Here is a 19,543-nt window from a genome sequence, read left to right on the forward strand (position 1 = left end):
GACGTTATGCGAGCATCCGAAGTTCCCGCAACAGGACGGAAAGCATCGCAAGATCGCATGTACGCGCCGATTTCAGGTCGGCCATTACTTCACGCATGTGAGCCAGGGCTTTTTCGTGATGGGCTTCCCAGGTGGCGATGAGTTTCAGCGGATCCTCGACCGAAGGCGACAACTTCAGAACGCAAGAAGTCAGTTGGCCCTGCAAGTTGGCCAAATCATCGCGCATCGCCGCGCGCGCCATGGCACGCCAATGTGTGTCAGACGGCAGGGCGGTAACTTGCCCGGCAATCCAGCGCATGTCGAGTTTCCCTGCCAGCGCAAAATAGACCTGTGCCGCCAGTTCCACGGCGCGATTGAGTTTCTTTGCGTTCTCGACGATGTCGAGTACGGAATACATCGCATCAAGACGCGCGACTTCACTGGCAAGTGTCGCGGGAACGCCTTGCGCGGCAACCTGTGATTCCCGCGCCTTGAGCGCGGCAAGATCCTGTGGCGCAAGAAACTCGGGAAGGCGCTTGCTGATCGTGGCCACCCCCGGCGCAAAGTACTGCAATACGTCCGCGATGGGCATGCGCTCGGCGCGGCGGCGCAAGAACCAAAGCGTGGCGCGCAAGACTAGCCTGCCGGCGTCAATCAGCATTTCGGATTGCGCGGCAGCGGATACCTTGTTATCGAGTGCGTCAACGGCGTCCCAAAGGTCACCGACGCGGAATACGTCCCGCGTGAGGATATAGCAGCGCACCACCTCAGCTGCGGTCGCGCCAGCTTCCTCTTGCATGCGATGCACGAATACGCTGCCGGTCCTGTTTATCGTACTGTTGGCGATTTCGGTTGCGATGATCTCGCGCTTGAGAGGATGCCTTGGCATCACATCGGCAAATTTCTCCTGTAGCGCTGTTGGAAAGTAGGTGACGAGCGAGTGCGCGACGTATTCGTCGTCGATCAGATTCGATGCCACCAGATCGTCAAACAATTCCATCTTGCTGTATGCCAGGAGCACCGCTCGCTCGGGCGCGGTCAATCCCTGTTTTTTCGCTTTGCGCTCGGCAATTTCCTCGTCGGAAGGAAGGAATTCAACTTTGCGATTCAGCCGCCCGGTCTTTTCCTGATGGCGCATGAAACGCGCCTGGGCATCAAGCAGTTTTTCAGCATTCACGCCAGAAACGGATAGCGATTGGGTCTGAAAATAATTATCTTTCAACACCAATTGGCCGACTTCATCGGTCATCGTGGCCAGTAGTGCGTTTCGATCTTTTTCGGCGAGCTTGCCAGCGTCGATCACCGCACTCAACAGGATCTTGATATTGACTTCATGATCTGAACAGTCGACGCCGCCGGAGTTATCGATGGCGTCGGTATAGATGCACCCACCGTTCTGCGCGTATTCCACGCGGCCCAGTTGTGTGAATCCCAGGTTGCCGCCTTCCGCAACCACCTTGCAGCGCAGTTCATTGCCGTTGACCCGCAAGGCGTCGGTTGCGCGATCTCCCACTTCGGCCTGCGACTGGTAGCTCGCCTTTACATAGGTACCAATACCGCCGTTGTAGAAGAGGTCGACTGGCGCTTTCAGAATGGCGCGCATCAATTCAACCGGCGTCATCGCGTTAATTGACGGATCGATGCCAAGCGATGTCTTGACTTCGGGCGTCAGCGCAATCGTCTTGGCGCCACGCGGATGAATGCCCCCACCGGTTGAGATCAGCGTGACATTGAAGTCCTCCCAACTCGAGCGCGGCAGGTTGAACATTCGCTCGCGTTCCTTGAAGGACTTGGCCGCGTCCGGATTCGGATCGAGGAAGATATGCCGGTGGTCAAACGCGGCAACCAGGCGAATATGTTCGGATAACAACATGCCGTTACCGAAAACGTCACCAGACATGTCGCCGACGCCGACCACCGTGAAGTCGGTCGTTTGAGTATTGAGGCCAGCCGGTTCACCCTTTCCGACTTCCCGGAAATGACGCTTGACACTTTCCCATGCGCCTTTCGCCGTGATACCCATTTTCTTGTGGTCGTAACCCGCCGAGCCCCCAGAGGCAAATGCATCCGCCAGCCAATGCCCGTACTCGATGCTGATCGCATTCGCATAGTCAGAGAACGTTGCGGTACCTTTGTCGGCGGCCACCACCAAATAAGGATCATCCGCATCGTGGCGAACCACGCCCCGCGGCGGTACGACCTTGCCTTTTACCAGGTTGTCAGTCAGGTCAAGCAATCCACGCAGGAAAGTCTGATAGCAGGCGATACCCTCCTTCATGTACGCCTCGCGATCGGTAGCAGGCGGCGCGGCCTTCAACACAAATCCACCCTTCGACCCCACCGGCACGATGACCGCGTTTTTTACCATCTGCGCTTTCATCAGGCCCAGCACTTCGGTCCGGTAATCTTCGGGGCGGTCTGACCAGCGCAGTCCCCCGCGCGCGACCTTTCCGCCACGAAGGTGTATACCTTCAACCCGCGGCGAGTACACGAAAATCTCAAACAATGGTCGTGGCGCGGGAAGTTCAGGCACCTTTGCCGAGTCCAATTTAAAAGAGACGTAACTCTTCCTTTTCCCTGCAGGGTCAGGTTGGTAGTAATTCGTGCGCACAGTTGCCTGCATGACGGCAAGGATGCGCCGAAGGATGCGGTCTTCGTCGGCATTCGCGACTTTATCCAGCGCATTTTCGATGCCCGTTACGCCAGCTCTGTCGTTGACGGTGCGATTGTTTTCAAGCGCCGGATCGAAGCGCGAATGAAATAGTGAGACCAGCTTGCAGGTGATATCTGCGTGCCTGGCAAGCGTGTTCTCGATGTATTGCTGGCTGAATGTGAAGCCGGTTTGCTTCAAGTACTTCGCATATGCCCGCAGCATGACGATTTCATCGGACGCAAGTCCTGCCGCCAGCGTCAGGCGGTTGAAGCCATCATTCTCGATTTCCCTGGCCCATATGCGCGAAAACGCGTTCTCGAATTTCAGCTTGACGTCATCAAGCTGGAACGCGACATCGACCGGGGACAATTCGAAATCGTGGATATACACGGCAGGTGCGTCATGGCGCTCGATCACATATGAGCGTTCGCCCTCGACGCGCACCCCCATGTTTTCCAGCATCGGCAAGGAACCGGAAAGCGGTACTGGCTTGGCAAGATGATAGAGGCGAAATCCCAAGGCGTGATCCGCGGATTCGCCGGGCTGCCGATAAAGCGTCATTGCGATGGGCTTGTCCGCCGTCATCGACTTGGCCGCGATAAAATCCGCCACCGCTTGGTCGGGACCGGTGTCCTCGGTATAGGCGGCAGGGAAGGGCCGCACAAAATCGCGGCGCGCATCGTTTGCCACGCCTTCGCCTGCAGTCTGGATCAGCCGCTCAAATACGCCATCTTCCCACCGCCGCACGGCAGCCACAACTTGCGCTTCCAGCGCCTTGAGATCAAATGCCGGTTCGGCCGCCGGTGCGGTGCGCACCAGCATATGGATGCGGGCCAGCACCGATTCCGAAAGCTGAACATTGAATTCCGTGCTGGTGCCGTTGAACGCGCGTTTGAGAATTTCCTGGAGCTTAAGGCGTACCTCGGTGTTATAGTTTTCGCGCGGCAGGTAAATCAGGCATGAATAGAAACGGGCAAAAATGTCGCGCCGAACAAACAGCTTGGTCCTGGCGCGCTCGCCTAGCCGCAGCACCCCTGTGGCGGTATCGAACAGCTCATCGTCACCAATCTGGAACAATTCATCGCGCGGCCATTTTTCCAGAATCGAATACAGGTTCTTGCCGTCGTGACTGGAATGCGGAAACCCCGCGCGATCCATGACCCGCTGGATTTTCTGCCGGAGGAGCGGAATCTGTTGCGGATTGGCGTGATAAGTCGCGGAGGTATAGAGGCCGATGAAACGGCGTTCGCCGATCACTTTTCCCTTTTCGTCGAAGCGCTTCACGCCAATGTAATCAAGGTAGCCGGAACGATGCACCGTGGCGCGGGAGTTGGCCTTCGTCAGTGCCAACAACGTCGGTTTACGTGCCAACGCACGCAGCGCCGCGGGTAACTCGTTAAAACTCTGCGAGACGCCGCCGAGCTTTGGTTCGCGCAAGATGCCCAGTCCCGAGTTGGGAACAATCTTGAGAATGTCTGCACCGTCTGTTTCCGCAAGGTCATATTCACGGTAGCCCAGAAAGGTGAAGTGGCTGTCACCTGCCCAGGTCAGGAAAGCCCTGGCTTCATCCAGCTCTTCCAGCGGAACCGACTTTGCCGCGCCGCCCATGGCACCAATGGTTTCAGTTACTTTGCCCAACATCTTCGGCCAGTCCTCGACGACGGCGCGGACATCGCTCAATACCGTGACGAGGCCATCGCCAAGCGCCTTTAATCTAGCCACATCCGTAATGCGCTCAGTCTCGACATGAATCCAGGATTCGAGCTTTTCGCCATCGTGCGCATCATTCAGGCTGCTCAACGCGCCGTGGACATCGCGAGCCACGCTGAACAGCGGATGAATGATGAGATGCGCGGCGATGCCTTGGCGGTTAATCTCCATGGCGATCGAATCGACCAGGAACGGCATATCGTCGTTGACGAATTCGATCACCGTGCAGCCGGCTTCCCAGCCGTGTTCGGCAAGTGTGGGATTGAAGATGCGCATTTTCGGGGCGCCGGACTGGAATGCCTGTCCGAAACCAAAATGGGCGAGTGTGAGCGCGCTCCATGACACCGCATCGCGTGCCAGCAAATCGTCGGCATCCACGCCACTGCAGTACTTGGTTGCAAATGTCTGCGCGTATTCGCGTTGCGCCGCAGGTGCCTTGGCGGCTATTTGTTTGGCAATTTCTGCGAGGAGGGCGATTTTTCTTTTTTCTGCCTGGGTTGGCATGGTTGTTTCCCGACGTTGTTTTGATAGACAAGAATTATATGCCCGTCGGTGGGTGCAGGATTTTCAGCAAGCAATGCCTTAATTGCGCGAAATGCAGATTGCCGTCCCGGCAGGATGCAAAACTCACTCAGGAAATTCAAAAAAAGAACAGCGATATCGCAAAAGTTGGAGGGCGCAACCAAGTCCGCGCGGGGACGACGTGGACCTCGCAAAAGTTGGCGAAACGCCAGCACTGGCGCCGCTTACAGGCCGAAAAGGCCTGGAAAGGCCCGCCAAATGGCGTCTGCGATCCTATTCTCTGTTGGTTAAGCCAGTTTCTTCGGCGGCCATGAATCCCATGCGCGCGCGGAAACACGCTCGCCCCATAACTCGATCTGAATCGGTGTGTCATGGTGTGTTCGTTGTGCCGCCGCGCCACGCGCGTAGCCGAAGCCCACGCAGGCGTTCGCTTTCGGGCTCCAGCCAACCGACGTCAGTTCGCCCACGATCTCATCGTTGATGACAATACCTTCTCCACCCCACGCGTAGATGTCGGGCGAATCGAGCACGACCGTGATGAGTTTCTTTTTCAAGGGTTGCTGCAGCTTTGTGATCAGCGCGGTCTTGCCGATGAATGTGGTGGCCTTGTCGAGTTTCACGGCATAGCTCAAACCGGCCTCGAACGGCGTCTCGTCCGGTCCGAGCTCAGCACTCCAGGCGCGTCGACCGGCTTCGATACGCAGGGCATCGAGCGCGTAGTAGCCCGCGTCCCGCAAATTAATTGCGGGCAACCCCGGTTCCCGCGCGGCGTCCACCAATGCCAGATAAACGTGGCGAGCCATTTCGACGGGTACGTAAAGTTCGAATCCCGGTCCGCCGACATAGCTCATGCGTGCCGCACGTACGCGGGCGAACCCCAAATCAATCTCACGCGTCCACGAGAACTTGAGCCGCTCGGCTGATAGATCGTCGGGACTGACTCTTGCCAGCAAATCGCGCGCCTTGGGGCCCATCAGCGAGAGCACGCACGATTGCGCGCTGACGTCGGTGAGAAAAGCATGCTCATGAGGCTCAATGTGGCGGCTGATCCAGTCCATGTCGCGTGTCGTTTGCGCGGAACCGGTGACGATCAGGAAGCTCTCCCCTGCCAAGCGAATCACGGTAAGGTCGGATTCGAAACCACCGCACTCGTTCAGCATCGCAGTGTAGACCATCTTGTCGACCGGGATGTCGATCTCGTTGGCGCACAATCGCTGCAACACAGTAAGTGCGTCGCGGCCTTGCAGCAGCAATTTGGAGAAAGAGGTCTGGTCGTACACCGCGACGCCATCGCGGGTGGCATGCTGCTCGTCAATGACCCAGTCGAGCCAGCCAGGACGACCCAACCCATGCACGGCAGGGTCCGCATTTGCGGGACGAAAATAGTTGGCGCGTTCCCAGCCGTTTTTGCTGCCGAAGACCGCGCCTTTCGCTGCCAGCAGGTCATATAGCGGCGAGGTGCGCAAGGGCCTCGCGGTCTCCAGTTCCTGTCTCGGCCAGCGCATTGCATAGTGCAGGCCGAGTGTCTCCCCGGTGCGTTGCGAGAGCGCACGCCGGTTGCCGGTGAAGCGGCCGAATCGGCGAATGTCCACGTCCCACAAATCGGATGGTGCCTCGCCCGCGATGATCCACTCCGAAATCAGCCGTCCCGCGCCACCTGAATTGGCGATGCCTGCGGAATTGAAACCGGCGCAGACAAAATAGTTGCGCAGTTCGGGTGCTTCGCCGAGGATGAAATTGCCATCCGGCGTGAAGCTCTCCGGTCCGTTGAGCAACATCTTGATCGGCGCGTTTTCCAGGCAAGGGGTGCGGTGAATGGCATTGTTCATGAGAATTTCGAACTGATCCCAATCTTCATCCAGCAACTGAAACTGGAACGTTGAGGGAATGGGGTCCACCTTCCACGGCTTGGCTTTGGGCTCGAATCCACCCATGACCAGACCGCCGACTTCTTCCTTGTAGTAGATGAAGCCGTCGGGATCGCGCAATACCGGCAGCATCGGGTGCACGCCTGGAATGGCATCGGTGACGATGTAGAAATGCTCGGCAGAATACAACGGTACATTGACCCCCGCCAGCGCGCCGAATTGGCGCGACCATTGCCCCGCGCAATTTACCAGTACGGCACATTTCACATCACCTGCGGCTGTGCGCACGCCGGTGACGCGGCCGTTCTCCGTGAGTACGCCGGTGACCTCGATGTTCTCTCGCATCGTCACGCCACGGTTGCGCGCGCCTTTTGCGAGCGACATCGTGAGATCGGCCGGATTGGCTTTGCCATCGCCCGGTATCCAGATGGCACCCTGCAAATCATCGGTTCGAAGGATCGGAAACAGCTCTCCCGCGCGCGCGGGACTGATGACCTCCACGTCCACGCCAAAGCTTCGCGCCATCGAGGCTTGTTTTCTTAACACCTGCATGCGTTCGGGTGTCCTGGCGACATTGACGCTGCCGCATTGTTTCCAGCCGGTCGCGAGCCCAGTCTCGGCTTCGAGCCGGGAATACAGTTCGATCCCATACTTGCTCATGCTGGTCATGTTGCGATTGGGTCGCATCTGCCCAATCAGTCCCGCCGCGTGCCACGTTGTTCCACAGGTGAGCGTTCCCTGCTCCAGGAGCAAGACATCTTTCTTGCCCATTGTCGCCAAATGGTAAGCGGTCGAGCATCCGGCAATGCCGCCACCGACAATAACAATTTCTGCCTGGTTAGGGAGTTTCATGTTACCTCGTAAAGAGCTTGTCAGGCCAATCGAAGTGCGGCGACCCCGCCGACGATCAGCAGTGTGCCGACACCACGTTGAACACCGAACGATTCTTTCAGGAACCACGCGCCAAGCAGTGCGGCGAACAGGACCGAGACTTCTCGCAATGCTGCGACGACGGCGACCGGGGCCTTGGTCATTGCCCACAGCGCAATGCCGTATGAGCCCAGTGAAGCGATGGTTCCCAGCAATGCCAGCGGCCATCGCTTGCGCATGTAACCCCACGCATCCAACCGATGCTGCGCACTGCGCTGTGACATGACGATGATGAAGTATGGCAGGCCGTCGATCAGGAACAGTGCGGCGACGTATTGCAGCGCGCTGCCGCCACTCGCAACGGCAACGCGTACCCCAAGGCCATCGACAACGGTATATATCGCAATGATGACCGCATTGCTTAAGGCAAATAGAACGGCCGAACGGTGGCTGGATTGCGCCCATGCGTTACGCGACAGACCCACCAGCAAGACACCAGCGCTGATGCCCGCAACGCCTGCCCAGCCGAGGATTGAGATGCGTTCGCCTATGAGCGCGCCACTGCCCATCGCCACCAGTAACGGGGCAAGGCCGCGCATGATCGGATATGTGAGCCCAAGATCACCATGCTTGTAGGCGCCGGCCAATGCAATGTAATAGCCGATATGAATAACGATTGAAGCTGCGAGATAGGGAAGCGACGCAGCAGGCGGCAGGCCCGCAACCAGAAGTAGAGGCAATGCCACCACGGTGCCCATCACGTGAATAAGCGCGGTATCGAGCGACTTGTCCGGGGCAGATTTGATCAGGGCATTCCAGGATGCGTGAAGCAATGCGCCAAACAGGACGACCAGGGTGATGGGTAGCGTCAGGGCCAGTGTCATGTCAATTCCGGTGTCCGTTGCTGCAACGCCTTGTGTGTGGAGTTGATGCCACCTCTAACGCGCTGTGGCCGACGACGTAATCAGGCATCGTTCAGCATGTTGAAGAAAATGCTTGAGTGGCGGCGTCTGGAGGCCGGCTTGCTTGGCGCGGTCGTCCCATTTTCGAAGCTGGACCGCATCGACGGCGCCGGCTTGGGTAATGAAAATGTCACACGCATGCGCCGTATACGTACCGCCCTGCAATTGAAGGCTGCGCTTCGAGTCATCCGAGAGCGCGGCCCAGTAGCCGGGATCTACATTGCAGAGATAGCGCTTGGCATCGACATGAAGCTTGATGGGATCCAGAACGCGATCCGGAAAAAGTCCACGAAGAAACGGCAATGCAAAATACTGGTGCACATCATCAATGCCGCGCAGGGAAGGTGTCTCCCCTTTGTCATTGAGCAAATGCCCCAAGTCATGCAACAGGCAGGCAGTCACCAATTCGTCGTTGGCACCCGCCTGTTCGGCCAGCAACGCCGTCTGTAACGCATGCTGCAACTGGGTAACGGGTTCGCCGCTGTACTGGCTCGCGCCAAGACGCGTGAACAGTTGCTCAATGTCGTTGAGATCAAATGGCATGACTTAGTTATCACTTGTCTTGAGTCTGCTGGCTGCGAGCACGCCGGCGGACTCAAGGATCGGATAAGCGATCGAACAGATCAGCGAATTAATGCGCCGCAACTCGCTGATCAGGTCGATATGCAGTGAACTGGTCTCAATGCTGGACGTCGTATTGTCGGACAGTCGTTCAAGATGGGCACTCGCGTAGCTGCGCTCCAAATCACGAAAACGTGCCTTCTCTTCAAGCAGCTTTTGCGCATCGCGCAGGTTGCCATTCAGGAATACGCCCATTCCCAGCCGCAGGTTGTCGACCAGCCGGGCATGTAGTTCGCAAATTTCTGCCATTCCTGCATCGGACAGATTGCGCTGCGGTTTGATTTTCTTGTCCTCGATATCTATCAGGACGCGTTCAACAATGTCGCCAATCTGCTCCATGTTGATGGTGAACGAGATGATGTCGGTCCAGCGGCGGCTCTCTTTTTCTTCGAGCGCCTCGCGCGAGATTTTGGTCATGTAATATTTGATCGCCGAATACAGTTCGTCGACCGTATCGTCAAGTTTGCGCAGGTCCCCTGCCATCTTCAGGTCGTTGTCCCTGATCACAGGCAGGATGCCGTTGAGCATGGTTTCAACAACATCGGCCTGGTGGAGTGCTTCGCGGGCTGCGCATGAGATTGCCAGCGACGGCGTTGCCAAGGCGACCGGATCGAGATGGCGCGGACGACCGCTCCTACCGGGCTTGTCCGGCGTCGGCCACCAGGCTTCCAGGCGCCGTGCCATGGATTGGGTAAACATCAGGAATCCCATTGCAATCGCCGTATTCAAGGCGAGGTGAAACATGACAACGGCCTGTTGCGGGTGGTTGAAAAGCGCGGGTATCTCGCGAATGAGCAGGCCAATGAAGGGGGCCGCCGCGAGGCATCCCGCGAGCTTGAAGATAAAGTTGCCCAGCGGCACGCGGCGCGATTCAACGGGTGACTTCGCGGTGGTGATCATCGCGAGGAGGCCGCTGCCGAGGTTGGCGCCCAGTACGAGGCCCAGCGCAACATCCAGCGGCACCACGCCCGAGGCGGCAAGTGTCGCCGTCAGTAACACGATGGCCAGGCTGGAATACGCCAACAGTGTGAGCGCCGCGCCCACCGTCATGTCCAGCAGAATATCGCTGGTCAGCGAAGTCAACATCAGTCTGACACTGGCCGACTGCATCAGCGGATGGGTTGCCTGCACGATGAGCTGCAATGCAAGGATGATGAGTCCGATGCCGATCAGGACGCGGCCCACCTGGCCGGTCGTGGTGCCCTGGCGAGAGATAAACAGGACAACACCGGAGAAAATCAGCAATGGTGACAGCCAGGAGAGGTCGAAGGAAAATACCACCGTCATCAGGCTGGTGCCAATGTCCGCGCCGAGCATGATCGCCAGCGCGGACGCCAGCGTGATCACGCCGTTCGCGACGAAGGAGGAGACAATCAGCCCGGTGGCGGTGCTGCTCTGCACGAGCGCGGTAACGCCCAGTCCTGCCGCCGCCGCGCTCATTCGATGGCGAACACTATTTGAAAGTACCCGCCGGAGATTGCCGCCGAGCACGCGCAGAATGCCGGTACGCACAATATGCGTGCCCCAGACGAGAAGCGCGATAGCCGCCAGCAGGTTCAATAAATGCTGCATCAGAAATAATGCTCATTCACCACGGCAGCGAGTAGGTCTTGGTATTGGTGAAGCTCTTCATCGCCTCTTGCACACCTTCCTTGTAGCCCAGGCCTGAATCCTTGATGCCGCCAAATGGTGTGAGCTCGAGACGATAGCCGGGCACCTCGCGCACATTTACCGAGCCGACGTGCAACTCGGCGATGAAGCGCGTAATGTAATCGAGGCGGTTAGTGCAAACTGACGATGAGAGTCCGTACGCTGTTCCATTGGAAATGCGGATGGCTTCATCGATATTCGCAAATCGAATGATCGGCGACACCGGACCGAAAGTCTCCTCTCTAACAATCGTCATCTCCGGGCGCACCTGATCAATGACGGTCGGCGCATACAGCGCTCCCTGTCGCTGATTACCGACCAGCAGCCGTGCGCCTGCCGCGATTGCCTCATTGACCCGAGACTCAAACATGCGCGCGGCCGTTTCATCGATTACCGTACCCATGTCGTTGACGGCATCAAGGGGATCGCCAAATTTCCACGAGCGGGTCTTTTCAACGACCAGATCCGTAAATTGATCGGCAACCTGCTGATGCACCAGCATGCGTTTAATGGCGGTGCAGCGTTGCCCGGAGTTCTTGTACGAACCTTGCACGGCTAACGACGAGGCTTCATCCAGATCGGCATCCTCCATCACGATGATGGGGTCATTGCCGCCCAGCTCCAGCACGATGCGCCGGTAACCGGCCTTGCCCGCGATGTATTTGCCGATGGCAACGCCACCAGTGAAAGTCACCAGGTCCACATGCGCGTTGGTGATAAGCTCATCCGCAATTTCGCGAGGGTCGCCGGTGACCACGGAAAACATTTCCGGCGGCAACCCGGCCTCGTAAAGAATATCAGCCAGCAGCAGGGCAGAGAACGGCACTTTCTCCGACGGCTTCAAGACCATGCGATTGTTGGTGGCAATTGAAGGCACGACCTTATGCGCCACCTGGTTCATCGGGTGATTGAATGGGGTGATGGCGCTGATCACGCCGAGCAAGGGGTCGCGCTGCGTATAGACCCGACGCTTCTTGCCGTGCGGCGTCAGGTCGCAGGAGAATATCTGCCCATCATCCTTCAGTACTTCATTTGCGCCGAAGCCGAGCACATCGGCAACCCGGCCCACCTCATATGTTGAATCCTTCAAGCACAGACCCGATTCAGCGGTAATCACGGCCGCGATTTCGGCGGTTCTGATGCGAACCATGGCCGCCGCGCGATCGAGGATATTGGCGCGGTCGAAGCGTGTAAGGCGCGAGCGATAAGCCGCCGCTGTCGAAAATGCAGCGCGAATCTCGTCAGCAGTCGCCTTGGGTACCGAGCCAATACATTGGCCGGTGTGCGGATTTGAAATGGCGATACTGCGCTCGCTACTGCGATCAACGCCGACAATCTTGCCGGCGATGCGCATGCCCTCGCGCCTGAAGAATTCGCTGTCCATGGTCATTGCGCCGGTTTCGCAAGGTTAAGCGCCAGGTCAAAGGCGTCGAAGTTTCTCCAGCGGCGCGCGGTAACCGGCTTGTCGATGCGACGATTGAGAATCAGTGGAACGCGCTGTTCGGAAACGCCGCCGTGCGATCGTAACGGCACGTCGAGAGCGGATAAATCGTGACGCGCGACTGACGTGCCGATGACGGTCGATCGCTCGGAAACCACCACCAGATCACCAATGCGGTCGGGCGGCAGTTCAAATCGTTCCGCGGCCTCGGCGCGGGAATAGACGCCTTCCATGCCACGTAGTGCGGCAATGCGCCCTTTTAGAGCACCACTGTCGATTGTGGCTGGCAGATAGAGGGTCGCAAACGAGCCCAGAGCCCCGTGGTGAACCACGTACGGATCGGTGATGGGAAGAATGACCCTTGCGACACTTGCACCGAGCCAGTCGTCAAGCACATCCTGCAGGTAGATCACATCAGGCGTTGCATCGAGCCAAGTTTTGGCATTCATGCCATGATCGGCGGTAACCGCAATGACGCATCCGAGCGCGTCCAGTTGCGCGAGGTAACCGTCCATCATTCCATAGAATTGGTCCGCATCGGGCGTCCCTGGCGCGTGCTTGTGCTGTACATAGTCGGTGGTCGACAGATACATCACGTCCGGCCTTTTCGTCTTCATCAGCGCAACACCTGCGGCGAACACGAATTCCGACAATGCCGCGCTATACACACTTGGCACCGGCAACTTGACCAGGCCCAGTACATCGGCGATGCCGTTATTCGCCACGGTGACTTGGTCCGCCTTCTCCGCCGAAAAGCAGATCCCACGCATCTTGTGACCCAGTAACTCGCGCAACTTGTCCTTTGCCGTGACGACAACCACAGCCTTGCCGGCATCCGCAAGCGCCGCCAGCAGGGTCGGCGCCCGCAGCCATTTTGGATCGTTCATCATTACTTCGGTATCGCTGTCGATGTCGTAGAGATAGTTGCCGCAGATGCCGTGAACGGCGGGCGTGACACCGGTCACGATAGACAGGTTGTTGGGATTGGTAAAGCTGGGAATCACACAATCACCGCATAGTGCAGTTCCCGTTGACAGAACACGTTTCATCCACGGCATATGTCCGTGTGCGACGGCCTGTGCAATGTATTCCGGTTCGCAGCCATCAACGCAAACGACAACAGTCGGTTGCTGCGGCAATTGGTACGAGCGGTTGTTAACCTTGAGCACGGGTAGACCTCGTTGTCTTGGATGCGGATTTGGCTTTGGTGGCGGGAAGTGCAGGCGTCTGTGCGACTTGGGTACGGGATCGCTGGCGCAGGTCGTGTTCGATGGTGCGCGCCTTGCTGTCCATGACATGCTCGAACATCGCCCTGCCAGCCGCGTCCGCGTCGCCCGAGGCGATCGCCTTGACGATGAGCCGATGCTCGGCCGCTGAAATTGGCATTAACCAACCATCTTCAAGATTGAGCCGGCGAAACAGCGACAGTTCCTTGATCAGCTTGCGGTAAATCTCCGCCAGTTTGCTGTTGCCGGCCAATTCCACCAAACGATCGTGAAACTTAAGGTTCAGCAGGTGATAGTGATACGCGTCTTTATCTTTGACCGCCTTTTCCATCGCATCGACCATGCCGCGAATTTCTTTCAATTGCGCCGGGGTAATGTTTTCCGCGAGTTTGCGGCCGACCAACTCGTCCATGGCTGCGCGCAGGTCAAAAATCTCGATCGCTTCTTCGACCGGGATATCGCGTACAAAAACACCGCGATTCTTGGTGATGCGTACCAATCCTGCTTCCTCCAGCATGCGAAAAGCTTCGCGCAGGGGGCCCCGCGAAATACCCAGTTTGGCGGCAATGGTCAACTCGGTCAGTTTCTCGCCGGGCGCGAGTTGTCCCGACAGAATCATGCGCTCCAGTTCGCCGTGCACCACGTTGACCAACGAGCTGGTCTGGAGCAGGGTGATAGTGGGATGAGCGGAAGTTGGTGCGGTGTCTGGAATCATTACGATAAATAATAGCCCGATATCCATGGATTGTCTACAGTCGACAAAAAACAGTTGACATCAGAATCGATGAATCGATAGACTCAAAATTACCTCAGCGCGTCCGCACGCATTTCTCGCTGTCGTTTACACTTCCCCTGTTAGCGCACTTGCATGCGTCGTGTCATGGCGGCGTTGTCACGGTGCTGACATGGTTTTGTCGCATAGTCATGAACTTTGGTCCGAACGAAAGGGGTTTTGCATGAAATACGCTTGGATAAAAACCGCATTGGCATCCGTTGTGGGATTGACGTTGGCGTCGGCGGCGTGGGCACAGAAAACACAGTTGCTCGTGTATACCGCGCTTGAAACAGACCAGCTGAAGGCTTACGAGCAAGGCTTCAACAAGGAATATCCGGACATCGAGATCAAGTGGGTTCGCGATTCGACCGGCGTGATCACCGCCAAGTTGCTTGCCGAAAAGGGCAATCCGCAAGCCGATGCCGTGATGGGGGTCGCTGCTTCTAGCCTTGCGTTGCTGGATTCAAATGGCATGTTGGCGCCGTATGCGCCGTCAAATCTTGCTGCGATCACGGCAAAATACCGCGACAAGAAAAATCCTCCCGCCTGGTTTGGCATGGATGTTTGGGGCGCGACCATTTGCTTCAATACCGTTGAAGCGGCGAAGAAAAATCTACCCAAGCCTGAAACCTGGCAGGACCTGACCAAACCAATTTATAAGGGACAGATCGTCATGCCTAATCCTGCTTCATCCGGAACTGGCTTTTTTGACGTGACCGCGTGGCTCACGCTATGGGGCGATGACAATGGAAAGGGCGGCGGCTGGAAGTTCATGGACGGATTGCATGAGAACATCGCGCAATACACGCACTCCGGATCCAAACCATGCACGCTCGCCGGAAGCGGTGAGTACCTGATGGGAATATCTTTTGAGTACCGTGCCAACAGCAACAAAGCCAAAGGCGCGCCAATCGACTTGGTGTTTCCAAAAGAGGGTTTGGGCTGGGACCTGGAATCTTTCGCTATTCACAAGGGAACGAAGAAACTCGATGCGGCTAAAAAGCTGGCGGACTGGGCCTCGAGCAAGAATGCCGCTTTGTTGTATGGCAAGAATTTCGCCATCACAGCTGTGCCTGGCGTCGCGGAGCCGCTGGCAAATGTTCCCAAAGATTATGAATCTCGCCTCGTCAACGTGGATTTCGCATGGGCCGCCAACAATCGCGAGAAAATACTGGCCGAATGGACCAAGCGCTACGACAGCAAATCTGAACCAAAGAAGTAATCAAGATGACGGGTACGGACCGCGCGAAAACAAACGCTGTACCCGCGCTTGAATTGTCCGGCATTCATAAGGACTTTGGCACTTTCCAGGCTTTAAGAAACATCGAACTCACCGTCTATCGCGGTGAGTTCGTTTGTTTTCTGGGGCCGTCGGGATGTGGCAAGACGACGCTGCTGCGCATCATTGCCGGACTGGAAGTACAGACGTCCGGCACGATTCGGCAATCCGGACGTGATATATCGCGGCTGCCGCCGGCGAACCGTGATTACGGTATTGTTTTTCAGTCGTACGCGCTGTTTCCCAATCTGACGATTTTCGATAACGTTGCTTACGGATTGGTCAATCGGCATGTGGCGCGTGCGGATATCGGAACAAGGGTCAATGAACTACTGAAATTGGTTGGACTACCGGGCAGTGGCGGCAAATTTCCGAGCCAATTGTCAGGCGGCCAACAGCAGCGCATTGCGCTGGCACGCGCAATCGCAACGTCACCAGGACTACTGTTGCTGGATGAGCCTTTGTCGGCGCTTGATGCGCTGGAGCGCGTGCGCTTGCGCCAGGAAATCCGCTCGTTGCAGCAGCGCCTCGGCATTACGACGATCATGGTCACGCACGATCAGGAAGAAGCGCTCTCCATGGCCGATCGCATCGTCGTCATGAATCACGGCGTGATAGAACAGGTGGGTTCGCCGATGGAAATCTATCGCGAGCCGGCTTCGTCGTTTGTGGTCGATTTTGTCGGCAAAGCGAATGTGCTGGAAGGCATGATTACGGCCCCCGGTAAACTCAAGCTGGGCGGCCATGTACTCGACTGCACACAATGTATCGACGTCGGCCGCGCGGTTCGCACTTATCTGCGCCCGGAAGATATCGTTGCGCGCCCCATCGAGCAAGGGGATCCCAACGTGATTGACGCGTCGATCGACAAAGTGGAGTTCCTCGGTTCGTACTGCCTTGTTCGTGTCTCCACGATTGCCTTTCCCATGGCGCTCACGGTCTACCTGTCGCTTAATTTTCTGGCGGAGCATGGACTTGAGGCCGGCAGCCAGCTCAAACTCAAGATCCTGACCGAACGCTTGCGCATGTTTGGAGCATAGATTGTCCGCGGTCAACCAGTCATATGCCGTCAACGCCATGCCCGTCACACAACGTGTGCACTGGACGGATCGTATCGGACATGCGGTACTGCTGTTGATCGCGCTCGTGCTGCTGGTGTTCTTGGCAGCGCCGCTGGCGGCGATCCTGATGCAGAGCGTTGAAGGCAAGGATGGCGCATTCGTCGGCCTGGAAAATTTTGTTTCCTACATGCAGACGCCGGCGCTGAAACAATCGCTTTGGAACAGCATATGGGTGTCCTGCGTGGTCACGCTGGTAGCGGTGCCATTTGCTTTCCTGTTTGCTTATGCGCTTACGCGAAGCTGCATGCCGTTCAAGGGCCTGTTCCGCACCATAACGCTGACACCATTATTGGCGCCATCGCTGCTTTCCGCCATATCCTTCACGTACTGGTTCGGGAACCAAGGGATGCTCAAAGACGCCATGAAGGCCGTTGGCATCGCATCGATTTACGGTGCACCGGGAATTGTCCTGTCGGAAATCTTTAGTGTGTTCCCGCATGCGCTGATGATACTTGTCACAGCGCTTTCATTGGCGGATGCACGCCTTTACGAGGCCGCCGACGCGATGGGCACAACTGCTTCGCGAAAATTTTTTACCATCACTTTGCCAGGCGCCAAGTACGGCTTGATCAGCGCGGCCATGGTGACCTTTACGCTGGTCATGACCGACTTCGGCATTCCCAAGGTGATCGGCGGAAATTTCAACGTGCTCGCCACCGATATTTTCAAGTTGGTGATTGGACAACAGGATTTTCAGAAAGGCGCTGTCGTCGGCCTGATCCTGCTGGCGCCGGCGTTGCTGACTTTCTTCGTCGATCGCGTCGTGCAGCGTAAGCAGACATCCATGCTGACGGCGCGTGCGGTGCCGTTTTCGCCGACGCCGAGCCGCGGGTTTGACATTGCCATGACGCTTTACTGCGCACTTGTCGGCGCATGGATGTTTTCGGTGCTGGGAATGGCGATCTTTGCATCGTTCGTAAAATTCTGGCCGTATGATCTTTCCATGAGCCTGCGACATTACGTATTCGGCTTGGTCGATGGTGAGGTTGGCATGGCTTTCCTCAATAGCCTCAAACTAGCCAGTGGGACGGCGGTAATCGGCACGGCGATCGTATTTGTTGGTGCCTACCTCATCGAGAAAACCCGCGGCTTGCAGGCGATGCGTCCGATCGTCCAGTTACTGGCGCTGATGCCGATGGCCGTACCGGGGCTGGTGCTTGGCCTCGGATATATTTTCTTCTTCAATAGCGCAGAAAACCCTTTAGACAACCTGTACCACACGCTTACCTTGCTGGTGATGTGCACAATCGTCCATTTCTACACCACGGGACACCTCACTGCCGTGACGGCATTGAAATCGCTCGACGCCGAATTTGAAGCCGTATCGGCGTCGCTCAAGGTGCCGTTTTACAAGACATTCTGGCGGGTCACGTTACCAATTTGCACGCCGGCGCTGCTGGATATTGCCCGGTATTTCTTCATCAATGCCATGACCACGATTTCTGCCGTGGTGTTCCTCTATTCACCCGACACCAAGGTTGCGGCCATCGCAATTCTCAACCTCGACGAGTCAGGTGATATTGGTGCCGCGGCTGCGATGGCTGTGCTTATTGCCGCTGCGTCAACCACCGCCACGCTGTTGTTCATGGCATTTGGCTGGCTGGTGAATCGGCATACGCAGGCTTGGCGGCGACCCGCGTCAACGTAAAAATTACTGTGTCGAAAGAACAGGAAGAAAGGGAAGTTGTCATGGATCGCGATCGAATACTCCTCACGCCGGGGCCGCTCACCACGAGCCTGCGAACCAAACTTGCGATGCTTCGCGACTGGGGTTCCTGGGATGCCGAATTCAACGCCATCACGGCACGCATTCGCCGGCAACTACTGGAAATCATTCACGGTAGTGAATCACACGTTGTGGTGCCATTACAAGGTAGCGGCACATTCTCGGTCGAGGCGGCGGTCGCCACGCTGGTGCCGCGCCATGGTCACGTGCTGGTGCTTGACAACGGTGCCTACTGCAAACGTTTCGGGAAACTCTCCACGCTGATGGGGCGCCGCACCACAATCCTCGAGCGCGCCGAGGACGAACCGGTATCTGCGGAAGAACTCGACGCCCGATTGCAGAAGGACCCGTCGATCACCCATGTCGGTTTGATCCACTGCGAAACCGGTACCGGTGTGCTTAATCCGTTGCAGGCCGTCAGTGATGTGTGCAAGCATCACGGCAAAGGATTGATCATCGATGCCATGAGTTCATTCGCGGCCATCGACATTGACGCCAGGAAAGTGCAATTCGACGCCTTGATTGCTGCCAGCGGCAAATGCCTGGAAGGTGTCCCAGGCATGGGTTTTGTATTCATTCGCAAGGCAGTTTTGGAAGCGTGTGCGGGAAACTCGCATTCGCTGGCCATGGACCTCTTCGACCAGCATGCGTACATGGAAAAGACCACGCAATGGCGTTTTACGCCGCCGACTCATGTGGTAGCTGCCCTCGCCGAGGCGCTCGCCCAGTTCGAGGAAGAGGGCGGACAGCCGGCGCGCCTGGGGCGCTACACCGATAACTATCAGACACTGGTGACGGGCATGGGAGCGCTAGGTTTCAAGCCTTTCCTGCGCGCAGAAATTCAGGCACCGATCATTGTCACTTTTCACGCGCCAGCCGATCCTGCGGCTATCAGTTCAAGAAGTTTTATGAGGCCGCCAAGGACCGGGGATTCATTCTCTATCCGGGCAAGCTTACCAAGCTTGAAACATTTCGTGTCGGTTGCATCGGCGCAATTGGTCGAAATGAAATTCAGCAAGCGGTCAATGCGGTGGCAGATTCATTGCGGGCGATGGGGATTGCAGATGGCCAGCCGGGCTGACCGCTCGCGTTTCAACAAGCAAAGCATTCCGGAGCGATTGTTGCCGGAGCAAAAAATCA

The 19,543-nt window shown here is 57.1% G+C and carries 11 protein-coding genes and 1 pseudogene; 4 read left to right on the forward strand and 8 right to left on the reverse strand.

Annotated features, from left to right (window positions below):
• Positions 1-4: 4 nt before the first annotated feature.
• The 8 genes from IPP88_12565 to IPP88_12600 form a co-directional block, all read right to left on the reverse strand.
• Positions 5-4,846 carry an NAD-glutamate dehydrogenase gene (locus IPP88_12565; protein MBL0123520.1) on the reverse strand — a complete coding sequence of 1,614 codons (4,842 nt, stop codon included), beginning with the start codon at positions 4,844-4,846 and terminating at the stop codon, positions 5-7.
• Positions 4,847-5,151: 305 nt separating this feature from the next.
• On the reverse strand, positions 5,152-7,584 hold the full coding sequence (locus IPP88_12570; GenBank protein MBL0123521.1) for a GcvT family protein: 2,433 nt from the start codon (positions 7,582-7,584) through the stop codon (positions 5,152-5,154).
• A 20-nt stretch (positions 7,585-7,604) separates the two neighbouring features.
• Positions 7,605-8,486 (reverse strand): EamA family transporter, encoded by an 882-nt coding sequence (locus tag IPP88_12575; protein MBL0123522.1) that lies wholly within the window; start codon positions 8,484-8,486, stop codon positions 7,605-7,607.
• Positions 8,487-8,540: 54 nt separating this feature from the next.
• On the reverse strand, positions 8,541-9,107 hold the full coding sequence (locus tag IPP88_12580; GenBank protein MBL0123523.1) for an HD domain-containing protein: 567 nt from the start codon (positions 9,105-9,107) through the stop codon (positions 8,541-8,543).
• Positions 9,108-9,110: 3 nt separating this feature from the next.
• On the reverse strand, positions 9,111-10,757 hold the full coding sequence (locus IPP88_12585) for a Na/Pi cotransporter family protein (protein ID MBL0123524.1): 1,647 nt from the start codon (positions 10,755-10,757) through the stop codon (positions 9,111-9,113).
• Positions 10,758-10,773: 16 nt separating this feature from the next.
• Complete coding sequence (gene phnY, locus IPP88_12590) at positions 10,774-12,225, reverse strand: phosphonoacetaldehyde dehydrogenase (GenBank protein ID MBL0123525.1); 1,452 nt, start codon at positions 12,223-12,225, stop codon at positions 10,774-10,776.
• The gene (gene phnA / locus IPP88_12595; protein ID MBL0123526.1) at positions 12,222-13,445 is read right to left on the reverse strand and encodes a phosphonoacetate hydrolase; all 1,224 of its coding nucleotides are present in this window, start codon (positions 13,443-13,445) and stop codon (positions 12,222-12,224) included. The genes phnY and phnA overlap by 4 nt, the downstream gene beginning before the upstream one ends.
• Positions 13,432-14,217 carry a phosphonate utilization associated transcriptional regulator gene (locus IPP88_12600; GenBank protein ID MBL0123527.1) on the reverse strand — a complete coding sequence of 262 codons (786 nt, stop codon included), beginning with the start codon at positions 14,215-14,217 and terminating at the stop codon, positions 13,432-13,434. The genes phnA and IPP88_12600 overlap by 14 nt, the downstream gene beginning before the upstream one ends.
• A gap of 241 nt (positions 14,218-14,458) precedes the next feature.
• On the opposite strand from IPP88_12600, the gene IPP88_12605 reads away from it, so the two are divergent.
• The 4 genes and pseudogenes from IPP88_12605 (at position 14,459) to IPP88_12620 (ending at position 19,484) form a co-directional block, all read left to right on the forward strand.
• Positions 14,459-15,499 (forward strand): putative 2-aminoethylphosphonate ABC transporter substrate-binding protein, encoded by a 1,041-nt coding sequence (locus IPP88_12605; protein MBL0123528.1) that lies wholly within the window; start codon positions 14,459-14,461, stop codon positions 15,497-15,499.
• 5 nt (positions 15,500-15,504) lie between these two features.
• Entirely contained in the window at positions 15,505-16,596 is a 1,092-nt protein-coding gene (locus IPP88_12610; GenBank protein MBL0123529.1) for a putative 2-aminoethylphosphonate ABC transporter ATP-binding protein, read from the forward strand.
• Positions 16,597-16,633: 37 nt separating this feature from the next.
• Positions 16,634-18,325, forward strand: a complete 1,692-nt coding sequence (locus tag IPP88_12615) for a putative 2-aminoethylphosphonate ABC transporter permease subunit (GenBank protein MBL0123530.1) — start codon at positions 16,634-16,636, stop codon at positions 18,323-18,325.
• Between the two features lie 41 nt (positions 18,326-18,366).
• Positions 18,367-19,484 (forward strand): annotated as a pseudogene (locus IPP88_12620) (2-aminoethylphosphonate--pyruvate transaminase).
• Positions 19,485-19,543: the final 59 nt, after the last annotated feature.

The sequence above is a fragment of the Betaproteobacteria bacterium genome (assembly GCA_016720925.1).
In the GTDB taxonomy this organism is placed as follows: domain Bacteria; phylum Pseudomonadota; class Gammaproteobacteria; order Burkholderiales; family Usitatibacteraceae; genus UKL13-2.

What these genes read in the sequence shown, in the direction of transcription:
- IPP88_12565 (MBL0123520.1), bottom strand. Translation starts at nt 4,846, where the DNA reads ATGCCAACCCAGGCAGAAAAAAGAAAAATCGCCCTCCTCGCAGAAATT.
- IPP88_12570 (MBL0123521.1), bottom strand. Translation starts at nt 7,584, where the DNA reads ATGAAACTCCCTAACCAGGCAGAAATTGTTATTGTCGGTGGCGGCATT.
- IPP88_12575 (MBL0123522.1), bottom strand. Translation starts at nt 8,486, where the DNA reads ATGACACTGGCCCTGACGCTACCCATCACCCTGGTCGTCCTGTTTGGC.
- IPP88_12580 (MBL0123523.1), bottom strand. Translation starts at nt 9,107, where the DNA reads ATGCCATTTGATCTCAACGACATTGAGCAACTGTTCACGCGTCTTGGC.
- IPP88_12585 (MBL0123524.1), bottom strand. Translation starts at nt 10,757, where the DNA reads ATGCAGCATTTATTGAACCTGCTGGCGGCTATCGCGCTTCTCGTCTGG.
- phnY (MBL0123525.1), bottom strand. Translation starts at nt 12,225, where the DNA reads ATGACCATGGACAGCGAATTCTTCAGGCGCGAGGGCATGCGCATCGCC.
- IPP88_12600 (MBL0123527.1), bottom strand. Translation starts at nt 14,217, where the DNA reads ATGATTCCAGACACCGCACCAACTTCCGCTCATCCCACTATCACCCTG.
- IPP88_12605 (MBL0123528.1), top strand. Translation starts at nt 14,459, where the DNA reads ATGAAATACGCTTGGATAAAAACCGCATTGGCATCCGTTGTGGGATTG.
- IPP88_12610 (MBL0123529.1), top strand. Translation starts at nt 15,505, where the DNA reads ATGACGGGTACGGACCGCGCGAAAACAAACGCTGTACCCGCGCTTGAA.
- IPP88_12615 (MBL0123530.1), top strand. Translation starts at nt 16,634, where the DNA reads ATGCCCGTCACACAACGTGTGCACTGGACGGATCGTATCGGACATGCG.